General features: G+C 26.8%; 21 protein-coding genes. 10 read left to right on the forward strand and 11 right to left on the reverse strand.

What is annotated here, in order from left to right; genetic code table 11:
• Positions 1 to 84 precede the first annotated feature (84 nt).
• From CRV01_RS11260 to CRV01_RS11270, 3 genes are all read left to right on the forward strand, one after another.
• Positions 85 to 939: a GGDEF domain-containing protein gene (locus CRV01_RS11260; protein ID WP_258238396.1), complete on the forward strand. Its 855-nt coding sequence runs from the start codon at positions 85 to 87 to the stop codon at positions 937 to 939.
• A gap of 67 nt (positions 940 to 1,006) precedes the next feature.
• Positions 1,007 to 2,281: a nodulation protein NfeD gene (locus CRV01_RS11265; RefSeq protein WP_129008308.1), complete on the forward strand. Its 1,275-nt coding sequence runs from the start codon at positions 1,007 to 1,009 to the stop codon at positions 2,279 to 2,281.
• 9 nt (positions 2,282 to 2,290) lie between these two features.
• Positions 2,291 to 3,028 (forward strand): slipin family protein, encoded by a 738-nt coding sequence (locus CRV01_RS11270; protein ID WP_129008309.1) that lies wholly within the window; start codon positions 2,291 to 2,293, stop codon positions 3,026 to 3,028.
• Between the two features lie 30 nt (positions 3,029 to 3,058).
• Here the strand turns inward: CRV01_RS11270 and CRV01_RS11275 are convergent, their stop codons facing one another.
• The 6 genes from CRV01_RS11275 to CRV01_RS11300 form a co-directional block, all read right to left on the reverse strand.
• Positions 3,059 to 3,334, reverse strand: coding sequence for a c-type cytochrome (locus CRV01_RS11275; RefSeq protein WP_129008310.1), 276 nt, complete (start codon positions 3,332 to 3,334; stop codon positions 3,059 to 3,061).
• A gap of 203 nt (positions 3,335 to 3,537) precedes the next feature.
• A complete protein-coding gene (locus tag CRV01_RS11280) occupies positions 3,538 to 5,112 on the reverse strand; it encodes an AMP-binding protein (protein ID WP_129008311.1) in 1,575 nt (524 codons plus the stop codon).
• 131 nt (positions 5,113 to 5,243) lie between these two features.
• Positions 5,244 to 6,446, reverse strand: coding sequence for a glutamate mutase L (locus CRV01_RS11285; protein ID WP_258238397.1), 1,203 nt, complete (start codon positions 6,444 to 6,446; stop codon positions 5,244 to 5,246).
• A complete protein-coding gene (locus tag CRV01_RS11290; protein ID WP_129008312.1) occupies positions 6,443 to 7,807 on the reverse strand; it encodes a methylaspartate mutase in 1,365 nt (454 codons plus the stop codon). The genes CRV01_RS11285 and CRV01_RS11290 overlap by 4 nt, the downstream gene beginning before the upstream one ends.
• Positions 7,804 to 8,217, reverse strand: coding sequence for a methylaspartate mutase subunit S (glmS, locus tag CRV01_RS11295; protein WP_129008313.1), 414 nt, complete (start codon positions 8,215 to 8,217; stop codon positions 7,804 to 7,806). The genes CRV01_RS11290 and glmS overlap by 4 nt, the downstream gene beginning before the upstream one ends.
• 155 nt (positions 8,218 to 8,372) lie before the next feature.
• Entirely contained in the window at positions 8,373 to 8,993 is a 621-nt protein-coding gene (locus CRV01_RS11300) for an LptE family protein (protein ID WP_129008314.1), read from the reverse strand.
• Positions 8,994 to 9,249: 256 nt separating this feature from the next.
• On the opposite strand from CRV01_RS11300, the gene CRV01_RS11305 reads away from it, so the two are divergent.
• The 6 genes from CRV01_RS11305 (at position 9,250) to CRV01_RS11330 (ending at position 14,681) form a co-directional block, all read left to right on the forward strand.
• The gene (locus CRV01_RS11305) at positions 9,250 to 9,960 is read left to right on the forward strand and encodes a sulfite exporter TauE/SafE family protein (RefSeq protein ID WP_129008315.1); all 711 of its coding nucleotides are present in this window, start codon (positions 9,250 to 9,252) and stop codon (positions 9,958 to 9,960) included.
• A 71-nt stretch (positions 9,961 to 10,031) separates the two neighbouring features.
• Entirely contained in the window at positions 10,032 to 10,235 is a 204-nt protein-coding gene (locus CRV01_RS11310; protein WP_129008316.1) for a hypothetical protein, read from the forward strand.
• Positions 10,235 to 12,175 (forward strand): TonB-dependent receptor, encoded by a 1,941-nt coding sequence (locus CRV01_RS11315; RefSeq protein WP_129008317.1) that lies wholly within the window; start codon positions 10,235 to 10,237, stop codon positions 12,173 to 12,175. The genes CRV01_RS11310 and CRV01_RS11315 overlap by 1 nt, the downstream gene beginning before the upstream one ends.
• 19 nt (positions 12,176 to 12,194) lie before the next feature.
• Entirely contained in the window at positions 12,195 to 13,031 is an 837-nt protein-coding gene (locus CRV01_RS11320) for an ABC transporter substrate-binding protein (protein WP_129008318.1), read from the forward strand.
• On the forward strand, positions 13,015 to 13,713 hold the full coding sequence (locus CRV01_RS11325; RefSeq protein WP_129008319.1) for an ABC transporter ATP-binding protein: 699 nt from the start codon (positions 13,015 to 13,017) through the stop codon (positions 13,711 to 13,713). Before CRV01_RS11320 ends, CRV01_RS11325 begins: the two co-directional genes overlap by 17 nt.
• Entirely contained in the window at positions 13,710 to 14,681 is a 972-nt protein-coding gene (locus CRV01_RS11330) for an iron ABC transporter permease (protein ID WP_309109213.1), read from the forward strand. Before CRV01_RS11325 ends, CRV01_RS11330 begins: the two co-directional genes overlap by 4 nt.
• 71 nt (positions 14,682 to 14,752) lie before the next feature.
• On the opposite strand, the gene CRV01_RS11335 is transcribed toward CRV01_RS11330, so the two are convergent.
• Positions 14,753 to 16,873, reverse strand: a complete 2,121-nt coding sequence (locus CRV01_RS11335) for a TonB-dependent siderophore receptor (protein WP_129008320.1) — start codon at positions 16,871 to 16,873, stop codon at positions 14,753 to 14,755.
• 105 nt (positions 16,874 to 16,978) lie between these two features.
• Between CRV01_RS11335 and CRV01_RS11340 the strand changes: the two genes are divergently transcribed.
• Positions 16,979 to 17,932 carry an AraC family transcriptional regulator gene (locus tag CRV01_RS11340; protein WP_129008321.1) on the forward strand — a complete coding sequence of 318 codons (954 nt, stop codon included), beginning with the start codon at positions 16,979 to 16,981 and terminating at the stop codon, positions 17,930 to 17,932.
• 16 nt (positions 17,933 to 17,948) lie between these two features.
• On the opposite strand, the gene cbiB is transcribed toward CRV01_RS11340, so the two are convergent.
• From cbiB to CRV01_RS11360, 4 genes are read right to left on the reverse strand one after another with little or no spacing between them, the layout of a single operon-like run.
• Positions 17,949 to 18,833 (reverse strand): adenosylcobinamide-phosphate synthase CbiB, encoded by an 885-nt coding sequence (cbiB, locus tag CRV01_RS11345; protein WP_129008322.1) that lies wholly within the window; start codon positions 18,831 to 18,833, stop codon positions 17,949 to 17,951.
• Complete coding sequence (locus tag CRV01_RS11350; RefSeq protein WP_129008323.1) at positions 18,824 to 19,846, reverse strand: aminotransferase class I/II-fold pyridoxal phosphate-dependent enzyme; 1,023 nt, start codon at positions 19,844 to 19,846, stop codon at positions 18,824 to 18,826. Before CRV01_RS11350 ends, cbiB begins: the two co-directional genes overlap by 10 nt.
• A 5-nt stretch (positions 19,847 to 19,851) precedes the next feature.
• Positions 19,852 to 20,595 (reverse strand): metallophosphoesterase, encoded by a 744-nt coding sequence (locus CRV01_RS11355; RefSeq protein ID WP_129008324.1) that lies wholly within the window; start codon positions 20,593 to 20,595, stop codon positions 19,852 to 19,854.
• Between the two features lie 22 nt (positions 20,596 to 20,617).
• Positions 20,618 to 21,007 carry a GNAT family N-acetyltransferase gene (locus CRV01_RS11360; protein ID WP_129008325.1) on the reverse strand — a complete coding sequence of 130 codons (390 nt, stop codon included), beginning with the start codon at positions 21,005 to 21,007 and terminating at the stop codon, positions 20,618 to 20,620.
• Positions 21,008 to 21,078: the final 71 nt, after the last annotated feature.

The raw sequence follows: 21,078 nt of genomic DNA on the forward strand, positions 1-21,078 counted from the left end.
TTTAAATAATATTAATTTTTGATTAGTAATTTTATAAGTATAACTTATAGTTTAAAATATTTAATTCTATTATTAAGGGCACACTTGATAATATTTCATATGTATAAAATTTCTGTCAGTAAAGAACTATTTAACGATATTCAACTTAAAAAATTAAAGGTTTTAGAAAAAAGTACTTCTTCTTATTGGAAGAGAGAATTACTTGAGCCTAAAATCATAAATGACAAAATAAAATATAGTATTAAACAAATAGATAAAATAAAAATAACTAATGGATTAGGTGAAGATAAACCTCAAATGATTATTGAGTGTGTAAAAATTGATTACTCATTTAAAAAAGACTTATTTGAATTTTATTTAGGAAGAATCATTGAGCAGAAGAATTCAGACCTTGCTGAAGATTATAAAGATACATTGATACAAGAATTATTAAGAGAAAGAGCTTTACTTGAAGATAGTATGAATAGAGATCATTTAACAGGTCTTTATAATAGAAGAAAAATGGAAAATGATTTATCTATGTTTATAAATCAAAATAATAAAGATTTATTAACTGCAATTTTTATTGATGCAGATAGATTCAAAAGTATAAATGATAACTTCGGACATGACACTGGTGATAAAGCCTTAACTTATCTTGCAAAAAAGATTCAAAAGTATGCAGACTTTTTAAATGGTGAAGCTTATAGATATGGAGGAGAAGAGTTTTTAATACTTTGTTTCCTTCCAAAATATGAAATTGAACAAAAACTAACTAATTTAAAAGAAGAGGTTAAAGCTCATAAAATTTATCACCCAAAACAAGATATTAGTTTAACAGTTAGTATAGGGGTATCATTTTATAAAGATTGTAAAACAAAAGATGAAATGATAAAAAAAGCTGATAATGCAGTTTATAGAGCTAAAGAGCAGGGTAGAGATACTATTATATATAATTGAATAAATAAAATTTATACTTGACATAAGAAAAATAGTGGAGTATGATTACAAAATAAAGGAGTTTATTATGAAACTGCTTGTTTTATTTTTTACTTTAACAATTACTCTTTTTGCTTCAAATATTACACACTTTGCTTATGAGGGAGCTATAAATCCTGCAAGTAATGCTTTTGTTAAGAAGTCTATTTTAGAAGCAAATAAACAAAATTCACAATTTATTATTTTTGAACTTAATACGCCAGGTGGCTTATTATCTTCAACAAGAGATATTGTTTCTCAAATCTTAAATTCAAAAATACCCATTATTGTTTATATCTCTCCTAAAGGTTCTCAAGCTGCAAGTGCAGGAACCTTTATTTTATATGCTTCACATATTGCAGCAATGTCTCAAGGTACAAATGTAGGTGCTGCTACTCCTATACAATTAGGAGGTTTAGAAGAAAAAAACAGTAAACCATCTACTATGCAAACAAAAGTTATAAATGATGCAAGTGCATATATTGAGAGTTTAGCAAAACTTAGAAATAGAAATCTAAAATGGGCAAAAGATAGTATAATAAAAGGTGCGAGTATAGATTCCCAAAAAGCACTAGAACTTGGTGTTATTAATTTGCTTGCAAATGATTTAGAATCTCTTCTAAAAAACCTAGATGGCTTTGAACTTCAAATTGATAAAAAAACAGTTAAACTTAATACCCAAAATATAAATTTACAAACAGTTGAACAGGGTTTCAAAATAAAATTTTTATCTTATCTTTCTAATCCTACTATTGCATATGGTCTAATGCTTTTAGCTATTTATGGAATCTTTTTTGAATTAATTAGTCCTGGGGCTATCTTTCCAGGTGTTGTAGGTTTAGTAAGTGGAGCTTTAGCTTTATACTCTTTAAATATTTTACCTTTTGATACTGCTGGGCTACTTTTAATTTTAATAGGAATAGTTCTTATGATAGCAGAAGTATTTATAGTAGGTTTTGGAATACTTGGTATTGGTGGAATTATTGCTTTTGTATTTGGCTCTTTAATACTATTTGATGAAAAAACATTGGGTGTTGATATCTCTTTATCTTTAATTGTTGCTTTTACTTTAGTAAGTATAGCTATTTTTATATATTTACTTAAAATAATTATTCAAGAAAGAAAACAAAAAGCGAAAACAGGAATTGAAGAGTTAATAGGAGCAACAGCAAAGGTTATTAAAAAGAAAAATGGTATTTATAAAGTTTCAATTCATTCTGAAATTTGGAATGCTAAAAGTGAAATAGAGATTGAGGATGGAAGTGAAGTTATTGTAGAAAATATTAATGGCTTAGTACTTCAAATAAAACCTAAAAAGGAGTAAAAAATATTTATGACTACTATATATATTGTTTTTATTGTTATTGCAATAATTGCAGCATCAATTAGAATTCTAAAAGAGTATGAAAGAGGTGTAATTTTCACCTTAGGAAGATTTTCTGGAGTTAAAGGACCTGGATTAATTTTAGTAATTCCTTTTATTCAAAAGATGGTAAAAACAGATTTAAGAACTTTTGTTCATGATGTTCCATCTCAAGATGTAATTTCTCAAGATAATGTTTCTGTAAAAGTAAATGCAGTTGTTTATTATAGAATAGTGGATTCTGAAAAAGCTATTATTCAAGTTGAAAGTTTTAATGATGCAACCTCTCAACTTGCACAAACTACTTTAAGATCAGTTCTTGGAGGTCATGATCTTGATGAAATGCTAACAGAAAGAGAAAAGTTAAATGAAGATATTCAAGAAATACTTGATAAACAAACAGATGCTTGGGGAATAAAAATCTCAAATGTAGAGATAAAACATATTGATTTAGATGAAAGTATGATAAGAGCTATAGCAAAACAAGCAGAAGCAGAACGTCAAAGAAGAGCTAAAGTTATTAATTCAAAAGGTGAGCTTGAAGCTAGTCAAAACCTTTTAGAAGCAGCTAATGTATTAGCAAATAATCCACAAGCACTTCAATTAAGATTTTTACAAACATTAAGTGATATATCAAGCGATAAAACAAATACTATAGTTTTTCCATTTGGAAGTGAATTAGGTAAGCTTTTTAATCCAAAAAGTTAGAACTAGAGTTTAAAAACTCTAGTTTTAAGATTATTTAGCGATTTGATTAGCAATTGCTTCAATATCTGCATCAGAAAGACCAGCAACTTGACCTTTCATTAAACCTTTCATTGGTCCACCATAAGATCCATCTTTATAACCTTTCATTGCAGAAATGAATTCAGCTTTAGTCATATCTTTGATAATCTTAGATTTTCCCATTGCAGACTTTTCCCCATTTGCTCCATGACATGCAACACATTTTGCATATGGATTAGCAAAAGCTGCACATGCAAGAATTGATGTAAGAAGTATTACTTTTTTCATAAGAGTTCCTTTTTTTTAATTATTTCTTAGAATTTTAACTTAATAAACTTAATTTTGCTTTGATTTATATCAAATATAAAATAATTTTAAGTTAAATACCTATATTCGTTACTTTTATTAATAATTGTAATATTAGATTGTGTAAAAATTGTGGGAAAAGTGTAGAAAAATAAGTGACTATTAACTAATATAGCTAGGCTATATTAGTTGTCTTTTAGTAATTCTTGTTTTAATTCTTCTTTATTTATTTTACTTTTGTCACTAGGAACTAAAGGTAGTGATTTTTTATAAATAATTTTATTTGGAATCATATATGAAGCTAAATGTTTTTTTAATTCAAAGATTATCTCTTTTGAAACAATCTCACTTCTTGAACTATAAACCATAACTATCTCTTCTTCTATTTCTTCATTAGCAATTGAGAAGATTGCACATTGGTCTATTTGTGGTAAGTTATTTGCTACAACTGATTCTATTTCAAAAGGACTTACTCTAAATCCTCTTGTTTTAATCATATCATCATGTCTAGAAACAAAATAGAAGTAACCTTCTTCATCTTTATAAACATAATCTCCTGTTGCTACAACTATTTCATCTGTAAGTTGTCCTTCTAGATTAATTACATTTTTTAAAATATCAATTGATTTAAATCTCTCTTTTGTTTCAATAGGAGCATTCCAATAGCCTTTATAGATATAGCCACCTCTATGAATTAGTTCTCCTACTTCTCTTGGTTTACATTCATAACCATCTTCATTGATAACGTAAAGTTCAACATCAGGAATAGCTTTACCAATAGAATTAGGTCTAATCCAAATTTGTGAAGGTTCTAAATATGTTGATCTAAAGGCTTCTGTTAATCCGTGCATTGAGTAAAATTTAGCGTCAGGGAAGTATTTATCTAAATCATTTAACATCTTGTGTGTAACATTACCACCAGAAGAAGTTAATACTCTAACTTTAGCTAGTAAATCTGCACTTGGAAGTCTATGTTCATCTTCATCAAACATTGAAGAAATATTAATAGGCATTAAAGGTACAACTGTAACTTCATCATTGATTAAGTGATTAAAGAAATCCCCTGCAAGAATAAATCTATGTAAAGCTAAAGTAGCTCTTTTATATAGTGAGCAGAAAATTTGATTTAATCCATAATCAAGATTGAAAATAAGTGTTCCAGAGATAATGTCATCTTCTTTTAAGTCTAAGTATTGACTTACAACTCTTGCACTATCTATTAAGTTTCTATGTGAGATAACAATACCTTTTGGAGTACCTGTTAATCCAAAAGAATAAGTAATAACAGCATTATCATGTCCATTTATTTCACAAGTATATGGTTTATTGTAGTATTTGAATATTTCTTCAAATGAAGCAATATCTTTATGTGTAGTCTCATAAGAGACAATATGTCCGTCAAAATTTATCTCTTCAATTGACTCTAATTTTAATCTATCAGTAATAATACATTTAATATCGCAATCTTTAATTATATATTCAACTTGTTCTGGCTTTAAAAGTCTAGTAAGGGGAACTAATACATAATCAGTAGATAAGATACTAAGAATAGCAATTACTTGTTCTATACTTTTTGTAGAATAGATACCAATTCTACTTCCCTTTGGTAAATCTAGTTCTCTTAGATAAAATGCTATTTGATTTACTTTAGTAAATAACTCATCATAAGTTATTTCTTTTTCATTGAATTTTATTGCAACTTTTTCTGGGTGAGATGCTTGTGCATCTTCAATAAGTGTTCTAATACAATTTATAGACATATTTCTTCCTTAAAATTTGTCCCAAATTTGAAGGGACCTTATTTAATAACTTCTTTTTAGTAAAGGAAATAAATTCCTTTTAAAAGAAGCAAAACTCTAAAGGGCTTTACGAGTAAAGCCTTGAGGTTTAATTACTTTTCTAACATTCCAAGAGTCCATACATCATAATTAGTATCCATTACGATTGTAGGATTATGTTGTGAATTCAATATTTTCTTATAGAAGAATGTTACTATATCTTCTATTTCTTCTTGTTTTAATACTTTTGTTATTCCACCTGTGAATACAACAGAATTTAAAGCATTTAGCTTTAAGTTTACATAGGCTTGCCTATATGCTGATACTTTGCATAATACTAAAAAAATAGCAAGTTGCATTAAAACTCTTGTTGCTTTTTCACTTGATTCATCAAAAATATGTTCTGTAACTTTTAAGTGAGATAATAGCTCATAAACAAATTCATTGTTTTTTGCTGCAAAGATTAAAGACTCTTTTGATTTATAAACACCAAGTTTTTTAAATACAAGTCTGTCATACTCATTTTCAGTAACCATATTCTCTTCAACTAAATCTTTAGAGTAGTGAATATCTGTAGTTGCTCCACCAATATCAATTAAAATATATGGATCTGCAACTTTGAATTTTGAATCAATCATTGGTAGAGTTTTATTTACAATATATGGAGTAGAAAAAATCTGATTTGAAGTAATATCATATAGATGTTTGATATCTTCTTTACCCATAATATCTGCTTGATAAAGATTTGTTAAATACTCTTTTAGATTTTCTTCTTCAACATGAAGTTTTTCATTAATAATATTTGGTAAAACAACAAGGTTATTTATATTTTCTTTTAAAAATGCAGAATCATTTTCACTTCCAACATATACGATATTTGAGTAGTTTAAACCATCTAAAAATTTAAATAATCTTTCATCAAAGATATTTGAAACGCTATCAATTCCACCAACAACTATTACAACATCAATTAAATCACTTGGAATAGAAGTTTTCTCAATATCTCTAAATAAAACAGTATCAATAATATTAATACCAGAATTAAAAGCAATATTTGTTGCATATTTTAAAGAAAAAGAGTTCGTAACACCAATAATAAGAGTACTTAATCCACCATTTGCAGAAGAACAAATATGTATATTTTCTTTATCATAATTTTTAATGATTTCACCACATTTATAAGTTAAATCATCAAAAATATCTTTATTAAAATCTCTAAAATGTTGTTGTACATTATCTTTTGTACATAGTTTAAAGTATGTACTTCCCACGTCAATTAGTAGTTTATTTTCATTCATTTTATTTGCTAAACTCATTGCATAATTCCTATATCATGGATAATATCATTTACAATAGATGTTGTATCTTTATTTAAATCACATTGATTTTTTTCATACTCAAAGCATCTATTGGGAATTGGAACTTTTCCTCTTTTTATGATTCTAATATTTTTATTTTTATCTCTTACTGTAATCATTTCATTATTATTAATAATATGAGGAGAGAATGGTACATCTATAGTTCCATTTTTAATAGAGTTAAATACTTTTCTCCAAAGAGTATCTGCTGGGTCATTAAATACAGCTTCCATAATAGCCATAACTTCAGCAGTTAAAATCTCTTCTTCTTGCTCATCAACAATATTTGGTAGACCATTTAAAATTCTTAATGTATATTGTGTATTTGCAACAGTTTCTGCATTTGCTTCTTTTGTAGGAATTCCAGATGCTTCTTGTTTTGTTTTTGTAATAATCTTATTAGCTCCAACCATAGAAGCAATTACTGTACTCATATTTATAAGTTGAGATGCATAATTTTGATCCATAGGAAATGCTCCCATCCATTGGTGATAAACTAAGTGAATATCTGCATCTGTTACACCAATTTGCTCAGAATAATACTTAGCCAGTTTTCTAATAACTGCACCCATTACAATATCTTGATTCATAGAACCAGTTTGAGAAAAAGATACAGAGAATGATTTCACACCTTCTTCTAAAGATAATAACATCTCTAAAAGTTGGATTACAATAGTAATACAAGGAGGAACAAGTGTTGCTGTTAAAGGACCAAATGATTCTCTATTAATTGGTTCATTTAGTTTTGAATATTCAGCACAAACTCTTTCTACATATTTCCAGTAAAGGAAAGCTTTATCTAAAGGAAAGTTCTTAGAATAAGGTAGCAAATATGTAATTGGACCACCTTCAATTTCAAAGATACCAGATGCAATAGCAGTTTCAATAAGTAATCTTGCATCAGGAGTACCATGTCTTAAAGAGATTGGTTTATTAAAGTGAGTCATCATTTTTCTAGATGTTCTATATCCATGGTTAATTAGTGGATAACCATTTAACATATCTACTTCGTTTTCTTCACTAAGTCTTAACATTTTTTTTGCAGTTGCATAGTCGTTTAATCTTGTATTTGAATCAATAGTACAAGGTAAAACATCTACATTTGCTTTATCAAAAAATTCATAAAGAGCAAACATCTTATCGTAAGTTGGAAAACCACCTCTTGGTTGAACTAGCATTTTGTTTTTTGTTTTAAAGTTATAAGAGATAAATAAATCTTTTGAAGCATTTTTTACAAACTCTTCAACTTCTGCAAAATCAAAATTATCAACATATTCGTTGTTTAATATGATATTTCTTTCTTCTTGTAGTAAACTCATTTATTTCTTTCCTTCATGAATTTTTCTAACTCATCTAATCCAGTATTTAAGTCAACCTGGTGAAATACCAAATCAAATCCATAGTTTTTGAATCTAGGAACAATATCAGAAGCATCTCCTGTTCCTACAACTAGGTTTCCACCAATCATAAATACTACATTATCAAGAAGATTTCCATATTTTGCTTTTAAGATTTTAACTTCTCTACACCAACCTTCAGCTTCTCCATTTAATGAAGAAATTAGAAGAATATCTGCGTTAGTTTCTACCACTGCATCAACAAACTCTTCTAAGTATGTATTTACACCTAAGTTAAATACTTCAAAGCCTCTAGCTTGCAGTGAAAGTTCTATAAGTCTGTTTGCTACAACGTGGATGTCGTTTCCAACTACACCTGTTACTACTTTCATTTGATTACCTACATTTTGATTATTATTAAAAGGCAAATAGTTTAGCTAAAAATAGGTTACATTATTATTAGAATGACTTGTGAAAAGTACCAAGAAATCACAACTATTTACTTTATTTCGTAAAAGTTGCAAAATTGTTTTATGTTAATTGTTTACTAAAGAATATTTAGATTAATGTCATTTATTGAATCTTTAGCAATTTTTTTTGCAAGTTTTGTATTATATTTTTGTATTAACTCTTTACTGTTATTAGGTAAATAATAAGTTGGGTCAAAAGAATATTTAATATTTTTACATATATCTTTTGAGAACTTTTGTTCATAAATCTTTGAAAAAATAACTTTTTCTTCTTTAGAAATTAAATCAATTTTTGTTTTTAATTCAAACTCTTTTTTCTTACAAGGTATTTTAACATTTCCATATTCAATACATTTTCTTGCATTGTTTTCAATTTTATAATTTAAGCATCTTATTGTATTTGTTGGTTTATAAAATTTTTCATAATTCATATTAGAACTTAGAATTTCAGTTCTTATTGTTGCATCAGTTTTTTCTTTTTTTACTGCAATTTGTTTATTATTTTGCTTTTTTAACTCTTCTTTTAGATGTTCTTTTAGGTTTAAATTATCATTTTCTATATTATTTACATAAATAGTTTCAATATTTTTATTAATTTTTATTTCATTATTATTAGAAATATCATTTTTTTTATTACTGCAAGCTATAATAAATATTGATAAAAGTGCGGTAAATAGTATGCTTAAAGTAACTTTCATAAACTCTCCTTGATATTAGAACTAAAATTATAGTATAAAAAAATTAATTAATTAAGATAATTAACACTCACTTAACATTTTTACATTAAAATTACGCCATAAGAAAATTAAAACCTCCTACTACTAATAATTTTAATTTTCGTCATCATTACAACTGAATATAATTGAATATAGCCTCGCTTTATAAAGTGAGGCTTTTTTTTTCTTGATTTTAATACAAGTTGATATATCATTATTAAAATTTTTTAGGCAAACAATGGAAAGTATTAGTATTTTAACGATAATAACAATAGCATTTTTAGGTTCTTTTGGACATTGCATTGGCATGTGTGGAGGAATTGTAGTAGCATATTCAAGTACAAAAGTAAATAGTACTTGGAATAAAACAAAACAAGCAAGTTCTCATGTTTTATACTCTTTTGGACGAATTACAACTTATGTGATTTTAGGTGCTATCTTTGGTTTTGTTGGTTCTGTTGTAACTTTTGATAATACAACAAATGGAATACTTTTAATTGTAACTGGTGTCTTAATGGTTTTAGTAGGTCTTTCACTAAGTGGAAAACTTAAATTTCTAACTTCTATAGAACACTCTGTATCAAAATCTGAACTTTATCAAAAAAGTTTTAGAAAGCTTTTAAGTTCTGATTCTTTATTTAGTTTTTATTTTCTTGGTATGTTAAATGGTTTACTTCCTTGTGGTTTTGTCTATGTTTTTGCAATAACAGCAGCAAGTACAGCAAGTCCTATTTGGGGTGCTTTTGTTATGCTTATATTTGGACTTAGTACTCTTCCTGCAATGTTCTCTTTAGGTTTTTTTGTAGGAATATTTAAGCAAGTTGCTCTACGAAATCTATTTGTTACTTTAGCTTCTATTTTAGTGATTTTATTTGGTTTATATACTATTTATAATGGATATAACTTTATGAATAGTGAAACTAAAACTATACTTACACCTTATAACTAGTATATTACAGTTATATTACCTTTAATTTTATGCAATAAAATTCCACAAAATTTATAAGGAGGTAATAAAGTATGGTTAAAAGTTTTAAAAAATACTTTTCATTTTTTGGTATATTAAATGCTACTGCAACTGTAAAGATAAACTCACTTCTTAATAGTTTAAACTATCTTATAAATATTGATATACCAAAGATTATGAAAAAACTTCATGTTTCGCAATTAAAACCCATCAAACTTTATTCTACTAATAAATGCAACACACAAGGAAAAAATTAATGCAAAAGAAAACTACATGTTTAAGCGTAGTTGCTTCGCTTATTTTAGCAACAAATCTTTATTCACAAACTGAACAATTATCAACTATTGAAATTTCATCTTCATATTTAAAATCAAATGAAAAAACAGCAACTTTTTCAACTGAAATATATACTAATGATGAAATAAAAAAATCAAAAGCTAAAGATATATATGATTTTTTAAATTCTCAAACTTCAATTAATATTGCACCTAGTTATGGTAATAGTTTTACACAAAAGATTGATTTACGTGGATATGGTATAGGTGATGGATATCAAAATGTTGTTGTATCAGTAAATGGAAGAAGAATTAATAATATAGATATGCAACCACAATTATTATCAGCTATTCCCCTTTCAAATATTAAAAAAATAGAAATTATAAAAGGAAGTGGTTCTGTTCAATATGGTGATGGAGCAAATGCAGGAGTTATAAATATTATAACAAATGGTAAAAATGACAACTATATTATGGCTCATATGGGTAATGATGATACAAAAGGAGGTACACTAAGTTTAGGTTTTAATAATGAAAATCTTATTATAAATGCTCTTTTAGATTATAGTTCTACAAATGGTACTAGAGAAGATAGTTCAAATACTAAAGATTCAAATCATAATAGAAATAGAAAAGTTGAACTAATCTATTTTCCCACTGAAAACTTAGAGTTAAGAGCAGGAAGAACACTTTCTGACATGCGTTTAAAATATGCAGGTTCTTTAACAAAAGATGAATATAAAAGTAATCCAAATCAATCAAATGGTTTTACTGAACAATATTTCAATAGTTATTTAACAACTTTAGGTGCAACATATAATTTAAATAAAAATTATTCATTTGATGTAAACTATAATAGAGAAGACAAATTAAGTGAATTTGTTGGAAGTTCAAAGTCTCAATATGAATATGAATCATTTAATGCTTCATTTAATATCAAAAAAGATGATTATTCTATTGTTTTGGGGACTGATACTTTTGATGGAGATAGAATAAGTTCATCTAATATTACAAATAAAACAAATAAATCTTTATTTGTATCTGCTGATTATCAAGTTTCAAAAGATTTAAAGTTTTCAGCAGGTATGAGAAGAGAAAAAGTAGAGTATGAATATAATCCAACAAGTGGAAATAGTTTAGGTACAGCTGAATATTTAAATGCTTATGATATTGGTGTTAATTATTCTTTATCTGATTCTTCATCTATTTTTGCAAATTATAATAGATCTTATCAAACACCAGATATTGATAGATTTTTTTCTTCAAGTTGGACTAATATTGGTGGTACATGGGTTCAGACAGTATCTTCATTTAATGGTTTTATTGAGCCAGCTAAAGTAAAAAATTATACTATTGGATATAGTAATATTCAAAAAGACAATAAACTTAAAATATCACTTTTTAGAAGTGAATTGACTAATGAAATCTATTATTACAATGTGGGTGGAGCAAATAAAAACACAAACATTGATAAATCTCATAAATATGGATTAGAGATTTTTGATAAATATTTAATAAATAAAAATTTATATGCTTCAATTAATTATTCTTATATTATTGCAAAAATAGATAATGAAAATGAAGAAAATGGAGCTTACGATGGTAAAGATTTACCAGGAGTATCTAAACATAATCTTACATTAAATTTAGGATATACTTACAAGAAATTAAATACAATTTTATCTTATACTTATAGAAGTAGTGCATATGCTGCAAATGATTTTGAAAATAATTTTGAGCAGAAACAAGAAGCATATAAATCAACAGATTTAAATGTTTCATACGACTTTAAAAATATAGAAGTTTTTGCAAAAGTGCAAAACTTATTTGATGAAGACAATGGTTTATGGATAAAAGATGATTCTATTTATCCTGTTAACTTTGAAAGAACATATTATGCAGGAATAAAATACAAATTTTAAAACATATGATTGAAAAACTATGAAAAAATATTTATTAACTTTTCTTTTTATTGTCAATCTTTTTGCTAATAATCAAAGTGAGCAAAGAATTATAACACTATCTCCTTCTTTAAATGAGATAGTGTTTGCTTTAGGAAGTGGTAAAAATATAGTTGCAAATACAAAGTATTGCAACTATCCAGAAGAGTCTAGAAATATACCTAAAGTTGGTGGTTATGCTTCAATATCATTAGAAAAAATGTTAAAAGCAAAACCAACTTTGGTTCTTGCTCAAAACTATGATGAACAACTTCTTTTAAATTTAAAGAAATTAAATTTAAATTATCACTCTTTTAAAACAGATAATTTAAAATCTATAAAAACTACTATAAAAAGTGTTGCAACGCTTTTAGGTAAAGAAGAAAAAGCAAAAGAACTAATTTTAGATATTGATAAAAAGTTAAATGAAGTTTCTAATATAGTAAAAAATAAAGATATCTTAATAGTAATTAGTCCAAGAGAAGATTTACAAAAGTCAATTTATGTAACAGGTAATAACCTGTATTTTAATGATATAATAAAAGCTTCAGGAAACAAAAATGCATACAAATCAAAAAGTCTTGCTCAACCTGTTGTAAATGTTGAGAAGATAATACATATGAATCCTGATATTATAATTTTACTTGCACCTTATATTCACGACAATAAGATTAGTTTTAAGCAGTTAAAAAAACCTTGGAAAAAACTCCCTGTAAAAGCAAGTAAAAATGATAATATTTATATTATAGATAAAGAGTATGCAGGAATTCCTAGTCACAGAGTAGTTTATTTTATGGAAGATTTTAAAGATATATTAGTAAATGTTAGAGATAAATAGTTTTTCAAATCATATTTTAAAAGATATTTCATTTTCTTTAAAAGAGAATGAAAACCTTATAATCCTTGGTGCCAATGGAGCAGGGAAGTCAACTTTAGCTAAAGTTCTTTCAAATCTTATCTCAAATGATAAAGTAACACTTCAAAATAAAAATATCATTTCTTTAGATGATAATCAAAGAGCAAAACTAATAAACTATATTCCACCTAAACTTGAAGTATTTGATGAATATATCTCAGTTTATGAATTTTTAGAACTATCTTTTATAGATAATATAGATAAAGAAAAAATTGATAAAACAATTTCTTTACTAAAACTAGATAAAATCAAAAATAGAGCTTGTAATGCTCTAAGCTCTGGGGAAAAACAGCTTTTATTACTTGCTTCAAGTATTATTCATAATGCTAAGATTACTATCTTTGATGAGTTAACAGCAAATATGGATATCACAAGAGTAAAAGAGGCTTTTGAGATTTTTAACTCACAATATTTACAACAAAAGATAATCATAACTCACAATTTAGACCTAGCTTTTCATTTAAAATACAAAGTTTTATATTTAGAAGATGGAAAACTTAAGTTCTTTGGAGAAAGTTCTGAATTTTTTTCAAAAGAGATTTTAGAAAAGTTTTATCACAACTGTTTAGAAGTAGTAAATAATCACTTGGTGGTAAAACTATGAGTTCAATGAAGTCTTTAGCTTATATTTTAAGTTTTATTTTGATTTTTTCTTCATGTTTTATTGGAGAAACCACAATTTCTTTAAATGAAATATTTGATAGTTCAACTACTTCATATATGATATTTTGGGAACTTAGAGTTCCAAGAGTAATCTTAGCCTTTTTTGTTGGAGCTGTTTTAAGTCTTAGTGGTCTTATTTTTCAAACTATTTTTAAAAATATTTTAATAACACCATATACTTTAGGAATAGCAAGTGGAACAACACTTTTTACAGCTATTTCAATAGTATTTTTTCCTATGGTAGCTCTTTATATTTCAGGTATATTAGGCTCTTTTATCACTATTTTTATTCTATATTTTATTTCGAAACAGATAAACAAAAATGCAACTTTTGCCTCAACTAATTCCATTCTTCTAATAGGTATTGCCTTATCGTTTTTTTATTCCTCTGCTTTGATGTTGATATTCTTTTTAAGTACTCTACAAGAGAACTATTCAATTGTAAGGTTTACCCTTGGAAGTCTTGATGTAGTAGGGTATAACAGCTCAATAGCCGTATTTTTGGTTGCACTTATTCTTTTAGTAGTATCTATAATAAAAAGAAAAGAGATAAAACTTTTACTTCTTTCAAATGATATCGCGTTTTTAAAAGGACTAAATGTAAATAGATTAAATCTAATACTTCTTATGACTATCTCTTTATCAGTTGGAGTATGTATTAGTTTTGTTGGTCCAATTGGCTTTGTAGGGCTTATTATTCCTCATATTTTAAGACTTATTTACAAACAAAGTGCCGATAAGCTTATTTTGCCAGTATTTTTTTATGGTGGTGTTTTTTTAGTACTTTCAGATTTGATTTCAAGGGTTTTAAATACAGCTTCATCTTTACCTATTGGAGTGATTACTTCATTTATAGGTGCGCCATTTTTTGTATATTTATTATTTAGAAAACATAAAAAAGAAAACTAAATCTTTTTAAAAAAGCTAAAAGGTTAAATTTCTTTTAGCTTTTTTATATAAAAATGTTTTAAAGATACTTGCTAAAAAGTATATTTAAATCCTAAACCTATAATTCGTCCTTTTGATGGTGCACCATATTTTACAGAAGTTGCATTATCGTAAAATCCGTATAAATCATAATATTCATCAAAAATATTTTTACCGTAAACATAAAGTTCTTTATTTCCTGAAATTAAACCAACATGCATATCAACTCTATTATAAGCATCTAAATCATAATGGTTTTGTACATCCGCCGCTCTTTTAGACATGTAGCTATAATCTAATCTGGTATTTAATTTAACACTAGAATTTAAAATTTTTATTTTTGGTAATACTGTTTGATATGCTAAAGAAATTGTACTTTGAAACTTAGGGGTATCTGGAACTTTATTACCAACATTAACAGGACCACCTAAAGAATTGTTTACATAATCTCTGATTGTTGCATTGGTATAAGCAAAGTTTCCTGATAGATTAAATTGTTCATTGATTAACCAGTTAAAAGCTAATTCATATCCTATACTTCGAGTGTCAGCATTTACTACAAAAGAAGAAACACCTGTACTATCAATCATATAGTTATCTTTTACACTGGTATAAAAAACCGAACTATCAATTCTTAATTGATTATCCAAAAGTTCTGATTTTATACCAAATTCAGCTGAGTAGATACTTCCAGCTTCATATTTTGCATCTCCTTTATTTTCTCCATAATCTTGAAATCCTCCTGGGTTATACCCTTTTGAAACAGTTGCATAAAGATTTGAATCTTCATCTAAAGCATAAGTTACTCCCAGCCGTCCTGTTGTAAAATTATCATTTAGTTCGTCATCATCATAAACACTATTGAAACTTTCAGTATAAGTGGCATTATATTTTTTATAATCCCAAGTTTGTCTAACTCCTGCTGTAATTTTCCATTTATCATTTATTGGAATTGTACTTTCTGCATATATTCCATACCTTTTTGTATCAAAATTTCTAAATTGATGATTTCCTGGGTATACTACAAAGTTTGCACCACCCATACGAGAGTGATTATATGTTCTATCCGAATCTAAAAAACTGGCTCCTACTACCCAAAAAATATCATTACCTGATAAAGAAGAAAGTCTTAAATCTTGAGTAAATACTTTATCAGAAGATTCTTGTTCTCTCCAATACTCATTAGAAGAGCCCATCATCGCTTTATAAACAAGATGATCAAAAACTACAGGTGAAATATTATAAACATCAGAATAAGAAGAAATAGACGTTAATTGACTATTTTTAAATCTATGTTTTATTTGAAGAGATTGTTTGTCTAACTCTTTATAACTATTGTCATAAATACCTGGAGTTAAATCCATCTTGGGGTCATCATTATATGGTTGTAAAACTATATTTTCTCCCATGTGCTTACTTTTTTGGTGTTCTATGGTTAATAAAGCTGATGTATCATCAGAAATATCCCAAAGTAAACTACCTCTAACACCTAAAAGGTTTGGTTCTGAAACTGCTTCTTTTGTTTGAATATTTTTAATTGGATATTCATATGAGGATTGATGTATTGCAATACGTGCACTTAAAGATTCACTTAAAGGTCCACCTATTGCCAAATCTACTTTATGTTCTTTTTCTGCAACTTCACTTTGAAAGTACCCTTCTGTATATTGTGTGGGTTTTTTTGTTGTAATATTTATTGCTCCTGCACCACCTAAACCTCCAAAAAGTGTACCTTGTGGTCCTTTTAAAATCTCTATTTGTTCTACATCAAAAGTGGCTAATGATAAATGCCTAGAACTTGTAGGTGAACCATCAATATTAACAGCCACAGAAGCATCATCCATACTAAGTGGATATAGTGCTCCTACTCCACGAATCGATATACTTGAAACATTTGCTCCACCTGAGGTGTTTATACTAACACCTGGCGTTGCTCGCAAGACCTCCTCGATACTAAAAAAACCTTTTTCTCTAATGTCTTTTCCATCTATCACAAAAATGCTAAAAGGTAATTCTTTTGCATCTTCAGTTTCTTTTCTTGCATTTATTGTGACAGTGGGTAGGCTGATTGCATCTTTTTTATCATCTAAATTTTTTGTTACTTCTTCAGAATATAAATATTGACTTGCCATAAGAGATATTAGTGATAGTTTTAATATCCTTTTTATATTCATTTTTTCTCCTTAATGAAAATTTAAGTTGGATTATATTTTAATTGAAAACAGTTATCAATATTAATATTTTCTTTGAGGGATAAATATTTTAGTTAAAGGTATTTTATGTGCACATATATAAGTTCAAATCAATTATGGGATAGTATAGAAAAAGAGTTTTCTCCTTATGAAAGCAGAAAAAATGGGAATATTTTATTAGAAGAAAAGTTTGGAAGTATGAGTTTGAATTTTTTTAATACAGGTTCTGGAATAAATTACTCTTCTTGTGTTGCAACTTTTAATGAAGATACAATTTTAGAAGGAAAATATAATAGTAGTATTTCTTATTTGATTTTTAATACAAGTGCAAATATTCGAATAGAATCTAATAAATTTTCAAATAGTTTGGATTTAAATACTAATACATACTATAAAGGGCAAAGATTTGATGGGTTAAAAGAAAAAGCATTATATCAAAAAAATAAAAAATATATTTTTCATTATTTAGTATTTAAAGATGATTTATTTAAATCCTTTATAAAAGATGAAAGTATTTTGTCTCCAAATCCAAATAGCCAAATTTTATTACAGCAAAATATCCTACTTAAGGAACTTATTGATATTAATTTAATAGAAAAAAACACAAGAGAATTATATTATGAATCCAAAATTTTAGAATTAACTTACAATACTATAAATAATCTAAATGAATCTTCGTTTAAGAGTTTACATTTTTTAAATGAAAAAGATATACAAGCTTTACATAAAGCTAGAGAAATATTGATTAATAACATACATAATCCTCCTTCTTTAAAAGAATTAGCATATAAATCAGCCATAAATGAATTTAAATTAAAAAAAGGCTTCAAACAACTTTTTGGAAATACAGTTTATGGATTTTTACAAGAGTATAGATTGAATAAAGCAAAAAAACTTTTAGAAATAGATGATATTAATATTTCAGAAGCCGCTTATTTAGTGGGATATAAAAATATAAGTCATTTTAGTACTATATTTAAAAAGTATTTTGGATATTCTCCTATTAATATTAAAAAAAAGCAAAAGAAATATTATTTATAACAAATTAATTTTAAAGTTAAGAAAATAGAAAAAATAAGCTAAAAGTTGAAAAAATAAAGATATCAAATCTTAGTTTGAAATCTAGTGCTTTTTTTACATCTTCTTTTTCTATATTTTTTTTCCCATCTCCAAAATAAGGCTTTTCTTTAACTTTTCCAAAGTAAGAAGTAGGACCTCCCAATGAGACATTTAAAACAAGTGCCATAGCTGAGATTGGATGCCCAGCATTTGGGCTTTCATGTTTTTCCCCATAGTTATAAAATGCCTTAAAAGCTTTTTTTGAAAAGAAAAGTAGGGCTATTAAAAGTGCGGTTATTCTAGCTGGAAGAAAGTTAACTACATCATCAAGTTTAGCTGCAAACTTACCAAAGTTTTCGTATTTTTCATTTCTATATCCAACCATAGAATCTAGCGTATTAATTGCTTTATAAATAAAGGCTCCCACAATACCAAAAAAGATCATATAAAACATTGGAGCAATAACTCCATCACTTAAGTTTTCAGCATAAGTTTCAATGGCAGCTTTGTTTATATCACTTTCACTCATTTCCTTTGTATCACGGCTTACAAGCATTGAAATTGCATGTTTTGGATTAGTTGAAGAAATTACCTCTTTTACACTATCATAAAGCATTTTAGAAGAGATAGTAAAAGAGCAAAGTAGGGCTTGAAAATATATATTATCAATTTTACTTAATAAAAAAGTAACTATAAAAACAAGAGATAATAAAGAAACAGTCAATATAAAACCTCTAAAGATAGAGTCTTCATAAAACTTCTTTTCAAACCATTTTATATAGTTTCCAAAAAGAATAATAGGGTGATAAAGAGTTCTAATTATATGAAACTCTCCAAAGATAAAGTCAATTAAGTAAGCAAAGAATAAAAGTTCTAAATACATTTTTCTATTTCTTTAAAAGCTTTTTCTAAAAGTTTGATACTTTTTTTGCTTTTTACAGCAATTCTTACATGATGCTTTCCTAAAAAATCAAAGTTAGAACAATCTCGTATCATGATTTTGTATGGTATTAGTTCTTCTTGTAACTCTTTTGCTTTGATATCTTTTAGTTCTACTAAAAGGTAGTTTGCTTCACTTTTATAAATCTTTTTTATAAAAGAATATTTTTTAAGTGTAGAGATTAAATGCTTTTTGTTTTCTTTGTTTTTTGCCTTTGTTTTTTCATAAAAATTCTTATATTTTAAAACTTCTATTAAATAAGTCATATCAAAAGTAGAAATCTTCCACATTGGCTCTTTTTCTTTTAGTCTTTTTATATTTTCTTTTGATGAGATAATAGTTCCAACTCTAATACCAGCACTAGAATAGAACTTTGTCATAGATTTTAGAATATAAAGTTTGTCATACTCTTTTATGTATTTTGTTGCAGATTCATGGTTTGTAAATTCTAAAAAGCTTTCATCTATTAAAATTGTACACTCTTTTTTTATCCAATAATTTAATAGCTTCTTTATATTATAACATTTTGCATCAGGAGTTGAAGGGTTTACAAATATAACAAAAGAACCCTTTTTAACTTCCTTTTTTATATTTTCAAATCTATTTATTAAATCAATTTTGTAATCAAAATTTTGTGCTGCTTTCTTGTATTCTAGGTATGCAGGGGAATATATTGTACAATGTTTTAATTTCAAGTTTTCAAAAAGTTTGAAGATGACAGAACTACCACCATTGTATAATTCAATTTGAGATTTCATTACGTTGTAATGTTTTGAAATAGCCCTATAAAGCTTGTCATAATTTGGATAAGAAGAGATCTCTAAACTATTAAAATCTATATCAAGTATTGGTTTTAGAAAGTTTATATTTGAAGATAAATCTATTGCTTCTTTTTCTTTACAGTTTGCTTTTTTTGCAAAACTTTTTATATCTCCACCGTGCTGAAACTCTTTCATTAACTTTATAACACCTCTCCAGTTCTAAGAGCATGTGCCCAATCAGGTCTTCCATTTTCTTCTGCTTTTAAAGCTGCTTTTTCAAAATCATAGGCAACTCTTACTTGCTCAACACTATATTGATTTTCTTCTACAGTTAAAATAGTATAAGCTGCATCTGGGGTATGGTTTTGTATTTTATGTTTACTTGGAAGTTCATCTTCATATGCTTGTAGCCCTACAGAACCTGGGTTTATAACTATTTGCCCAGAGTTTAGCTTATGAATTCTAGGTAAGTGAGAGTGTCCACAAAAGATAAATGGTGTTTCAATATTATCAGTTAGTTTTATAATCTCTTCATCACTTCTTAAATTTATTTCGCCATTTGAAATATCTTCTAATAAGTACTGGCTATCATCAAAATATGTTCCATGAACCATATAATATGTACCACCAATGATTTTCTCAAATTGTAAATCTTGAATCCAGTATAAAACTTCTTTCCCTAAGTCTTCATATACATATTTTAAAGTAGGGTTTTCTTCAAGTTGAGTAAGACTTGCTTCAAGGATTTCTCTATCTTGATTTCCACAAATATTTATGAATTTATTCTCTCTTATTAGTTCATATGTAGCCCTTGGTTCAATTGGTCCATAAAACATATCTCCAAGGTTTAAAACTACTTCAATATTCCTATTTCTAATATCTTTTATTACTTCTTCTAGGGCATAAACATTTGAGTGTATATCAGATAAAATCGCTATTTTCATTTATTTCCTTAGTTTTGTATGTTTAATGTGTTTTATTTTCAATTAATGATTTATATAAATATTTAGGAGAATCTATATAACCTTGACGATAATAGAAACGATGAGCTTCAGTACGCCTTTCATTACAATGAACTTCCATACGATCACATCCCCTATTAGTAGCTAATTCAACGGCTTTTGCTTCTAAAATAGCACCTATGCCTTGGCTTCTTGCTGTATTAGAAATACAAAAGTAACTAATTCTACAAAAATCTTTTTCTAATGCAAGTTGAGGGATGAAGTGTAAAGAGATTATTCCAAGAATCTTATTTTCTTTTTCTGCTACTAAAAGAACTTCATCTTTATGATTTAAAAGTTCTGAAATTCTTCTTTTTATAAATGATTCAGTTCCTTCATAACCCAGAGAATTCATAAGATCAATTATTGCTGATGCATCGTTAATACTAGGTTCTTTTATATTAATCAATTTATTTCCCTCCCTTA

The organism is Arcobacter sp. CECT 8983 (genome assembly GCF_004118855.1).
In the GTDB taxonomy this organism is placed as follows: domain Bacteria; phylum Campylobacterota; class Campylobacteria; order Campylobacterales; family Arcobacteraceae; genus Halarcobacter.

What these genes read in the sequence shown, in the direction of transcription:
- CRV01_RS11265 (WP_129008308.1), top strand. Translation starts at nt 1,007, where the DNA reads ATGAAACTGCTTGTTTTATTTTTTACTTTAACAATTACTCTTTTTGCT.
- CRV01_RS11270 (WP_129008309.1), top strand. Translation starts at nt 2,291, where the DNA reads ATGACTACTATATATATTGTTTTTATTGTTATTGCAATAATTGCAGCA.
- CRV01_RS11275 (WP_129008310.1), bottom strand. Translation starts at nt 3,334, where the DNA reads ATGAAAAAAGTAATACTTCTTACATCAATTCTTGCATGTGCAGCTTTT.
- CRV01_RS11280 (WP_129008311.1), bottom strand. Translation starts at nt 5,112, where the DNA reads ATGTCTATAAATTGTATTAGAACACTTATTGAAGATGCACAAGCATCT.
- CRV01_RS11285 (WP_258238397.1), bottom strand. Translation starts at nt 6,446, where the DNA reads ATGAGTTTAGCAAATAAAATGAATGAAAATAAACTACTAATTGACGTG.
- CRV01_RS11290 (WP_129008312.1), bottom strand. Translation starts at nt 7,807, where the DNA reads ATGAGTTTACTACAAGAAGAAAGAAATATCATATTAAACAACGAATAT.
- glmS (WP_129008313.1), bottom strand. Translation starts at nt 8,217, where the DNA reads ATGAAAGTAGTAACAGGTGTAGTTGGAAACGACATCCACGTTGTAGCA.
- CRV01_RS11300 (WP_129008314.1), bottom strand. Translation starts at nt 8,993, where the DNA reads ATGAAAGTTACTTTAAGCATACTATTTACCGCACTTTTATCAATATTT.
- CRV01_RS11305 (WP_129008315.1), top strand. Translation starts at nt 9,250, where the DNA reads ATGGAAAGTATTAGTATTTTAACGATAATAACAATAGCATTTTTAGGT.
- CRV01_RS11310 (WP_129008316.1), top strand. Translation starts at nt 10,032, where the DNA reads ATGGTTAAAAGTTTTAAAAAATACTTTTCATTTTTTGGTATATTAAAT.
- CRV01_RS11315 (WP_129008317.1), top strand. Translation starts at nt 10,235, where the DNA reads ATGCAAAAGAAAACTACATGTTTAAGCGTAGTTGCTTCGCTTATTTTA.
- CRV01_RS11320 (WP_129008318.1), top strand. Translation starts at nt 12,195, where the DNA reads ATGAAAAAATATTTATTAACTTTTCTTTTTATTGTCAATCTTTTTGCT.
- CRV01_RS11325 (WP_129008319.1), top strand. Translation starts at nt 13,015, where the DNA reads ATGTTAGAGATAAATAGTTTTTCAAATCATATTTTAAAAGATATTTCA.
- CRV01_RS11330 (WP_309109213.1), top strand. Translation starts at nt 13,710, where the DNA reads ATGAGTTCAATGAAGTCTTTAGCTTATATTTTAAGTTTTATTTTGATT.
- CRV01_RS11335 (WP_129008320.1), bottom strand. Translation starts at nt 16,873, where the DNA reads ATGAATATAAAAAGGATATTAAAACTATCACTAATATCTCTTATGGCA.
- CRV01_RS11340 (WP_129008321.1), top strand. Translation starts at nt 16,979, where the DNA reads ATGTGCACATATATAAGTTCAAATCAATTATGGGATAGTATAGAAAAA.
- cbiB (WP_129008322.1), bottom strand. Translation starts at nt 18,833, where the DNA reads ATGTATTTAGAACTTTTATTCTTTGCTTACTTAATTGACTTTATCTTT.
- CRV01_RS11350 (WP_129008323.1), bottom strand. Translation starts at nt 19,846, where the DNA reads ATGAAAGAGTTTCAGCACGGTGGAGATATAAAAAGTTTTGCAAAAAAA.
- CRV01_RS11355 (WP_129008324.1), bottom strand. Translation starts at nt 20,595, where the DNA reads ATGAAAATAGCGATTTTATCTGATATACACTCAAATGTTTATGCCCTA.
- CRV01_RS11360 (WP_129008325.1), bottom strand. Translation starts at nt 21,007, where the DNA reads ATGAATTCTCTGGGTTATGAAGGAACTGAATCATTTATAAAAAGAAGA.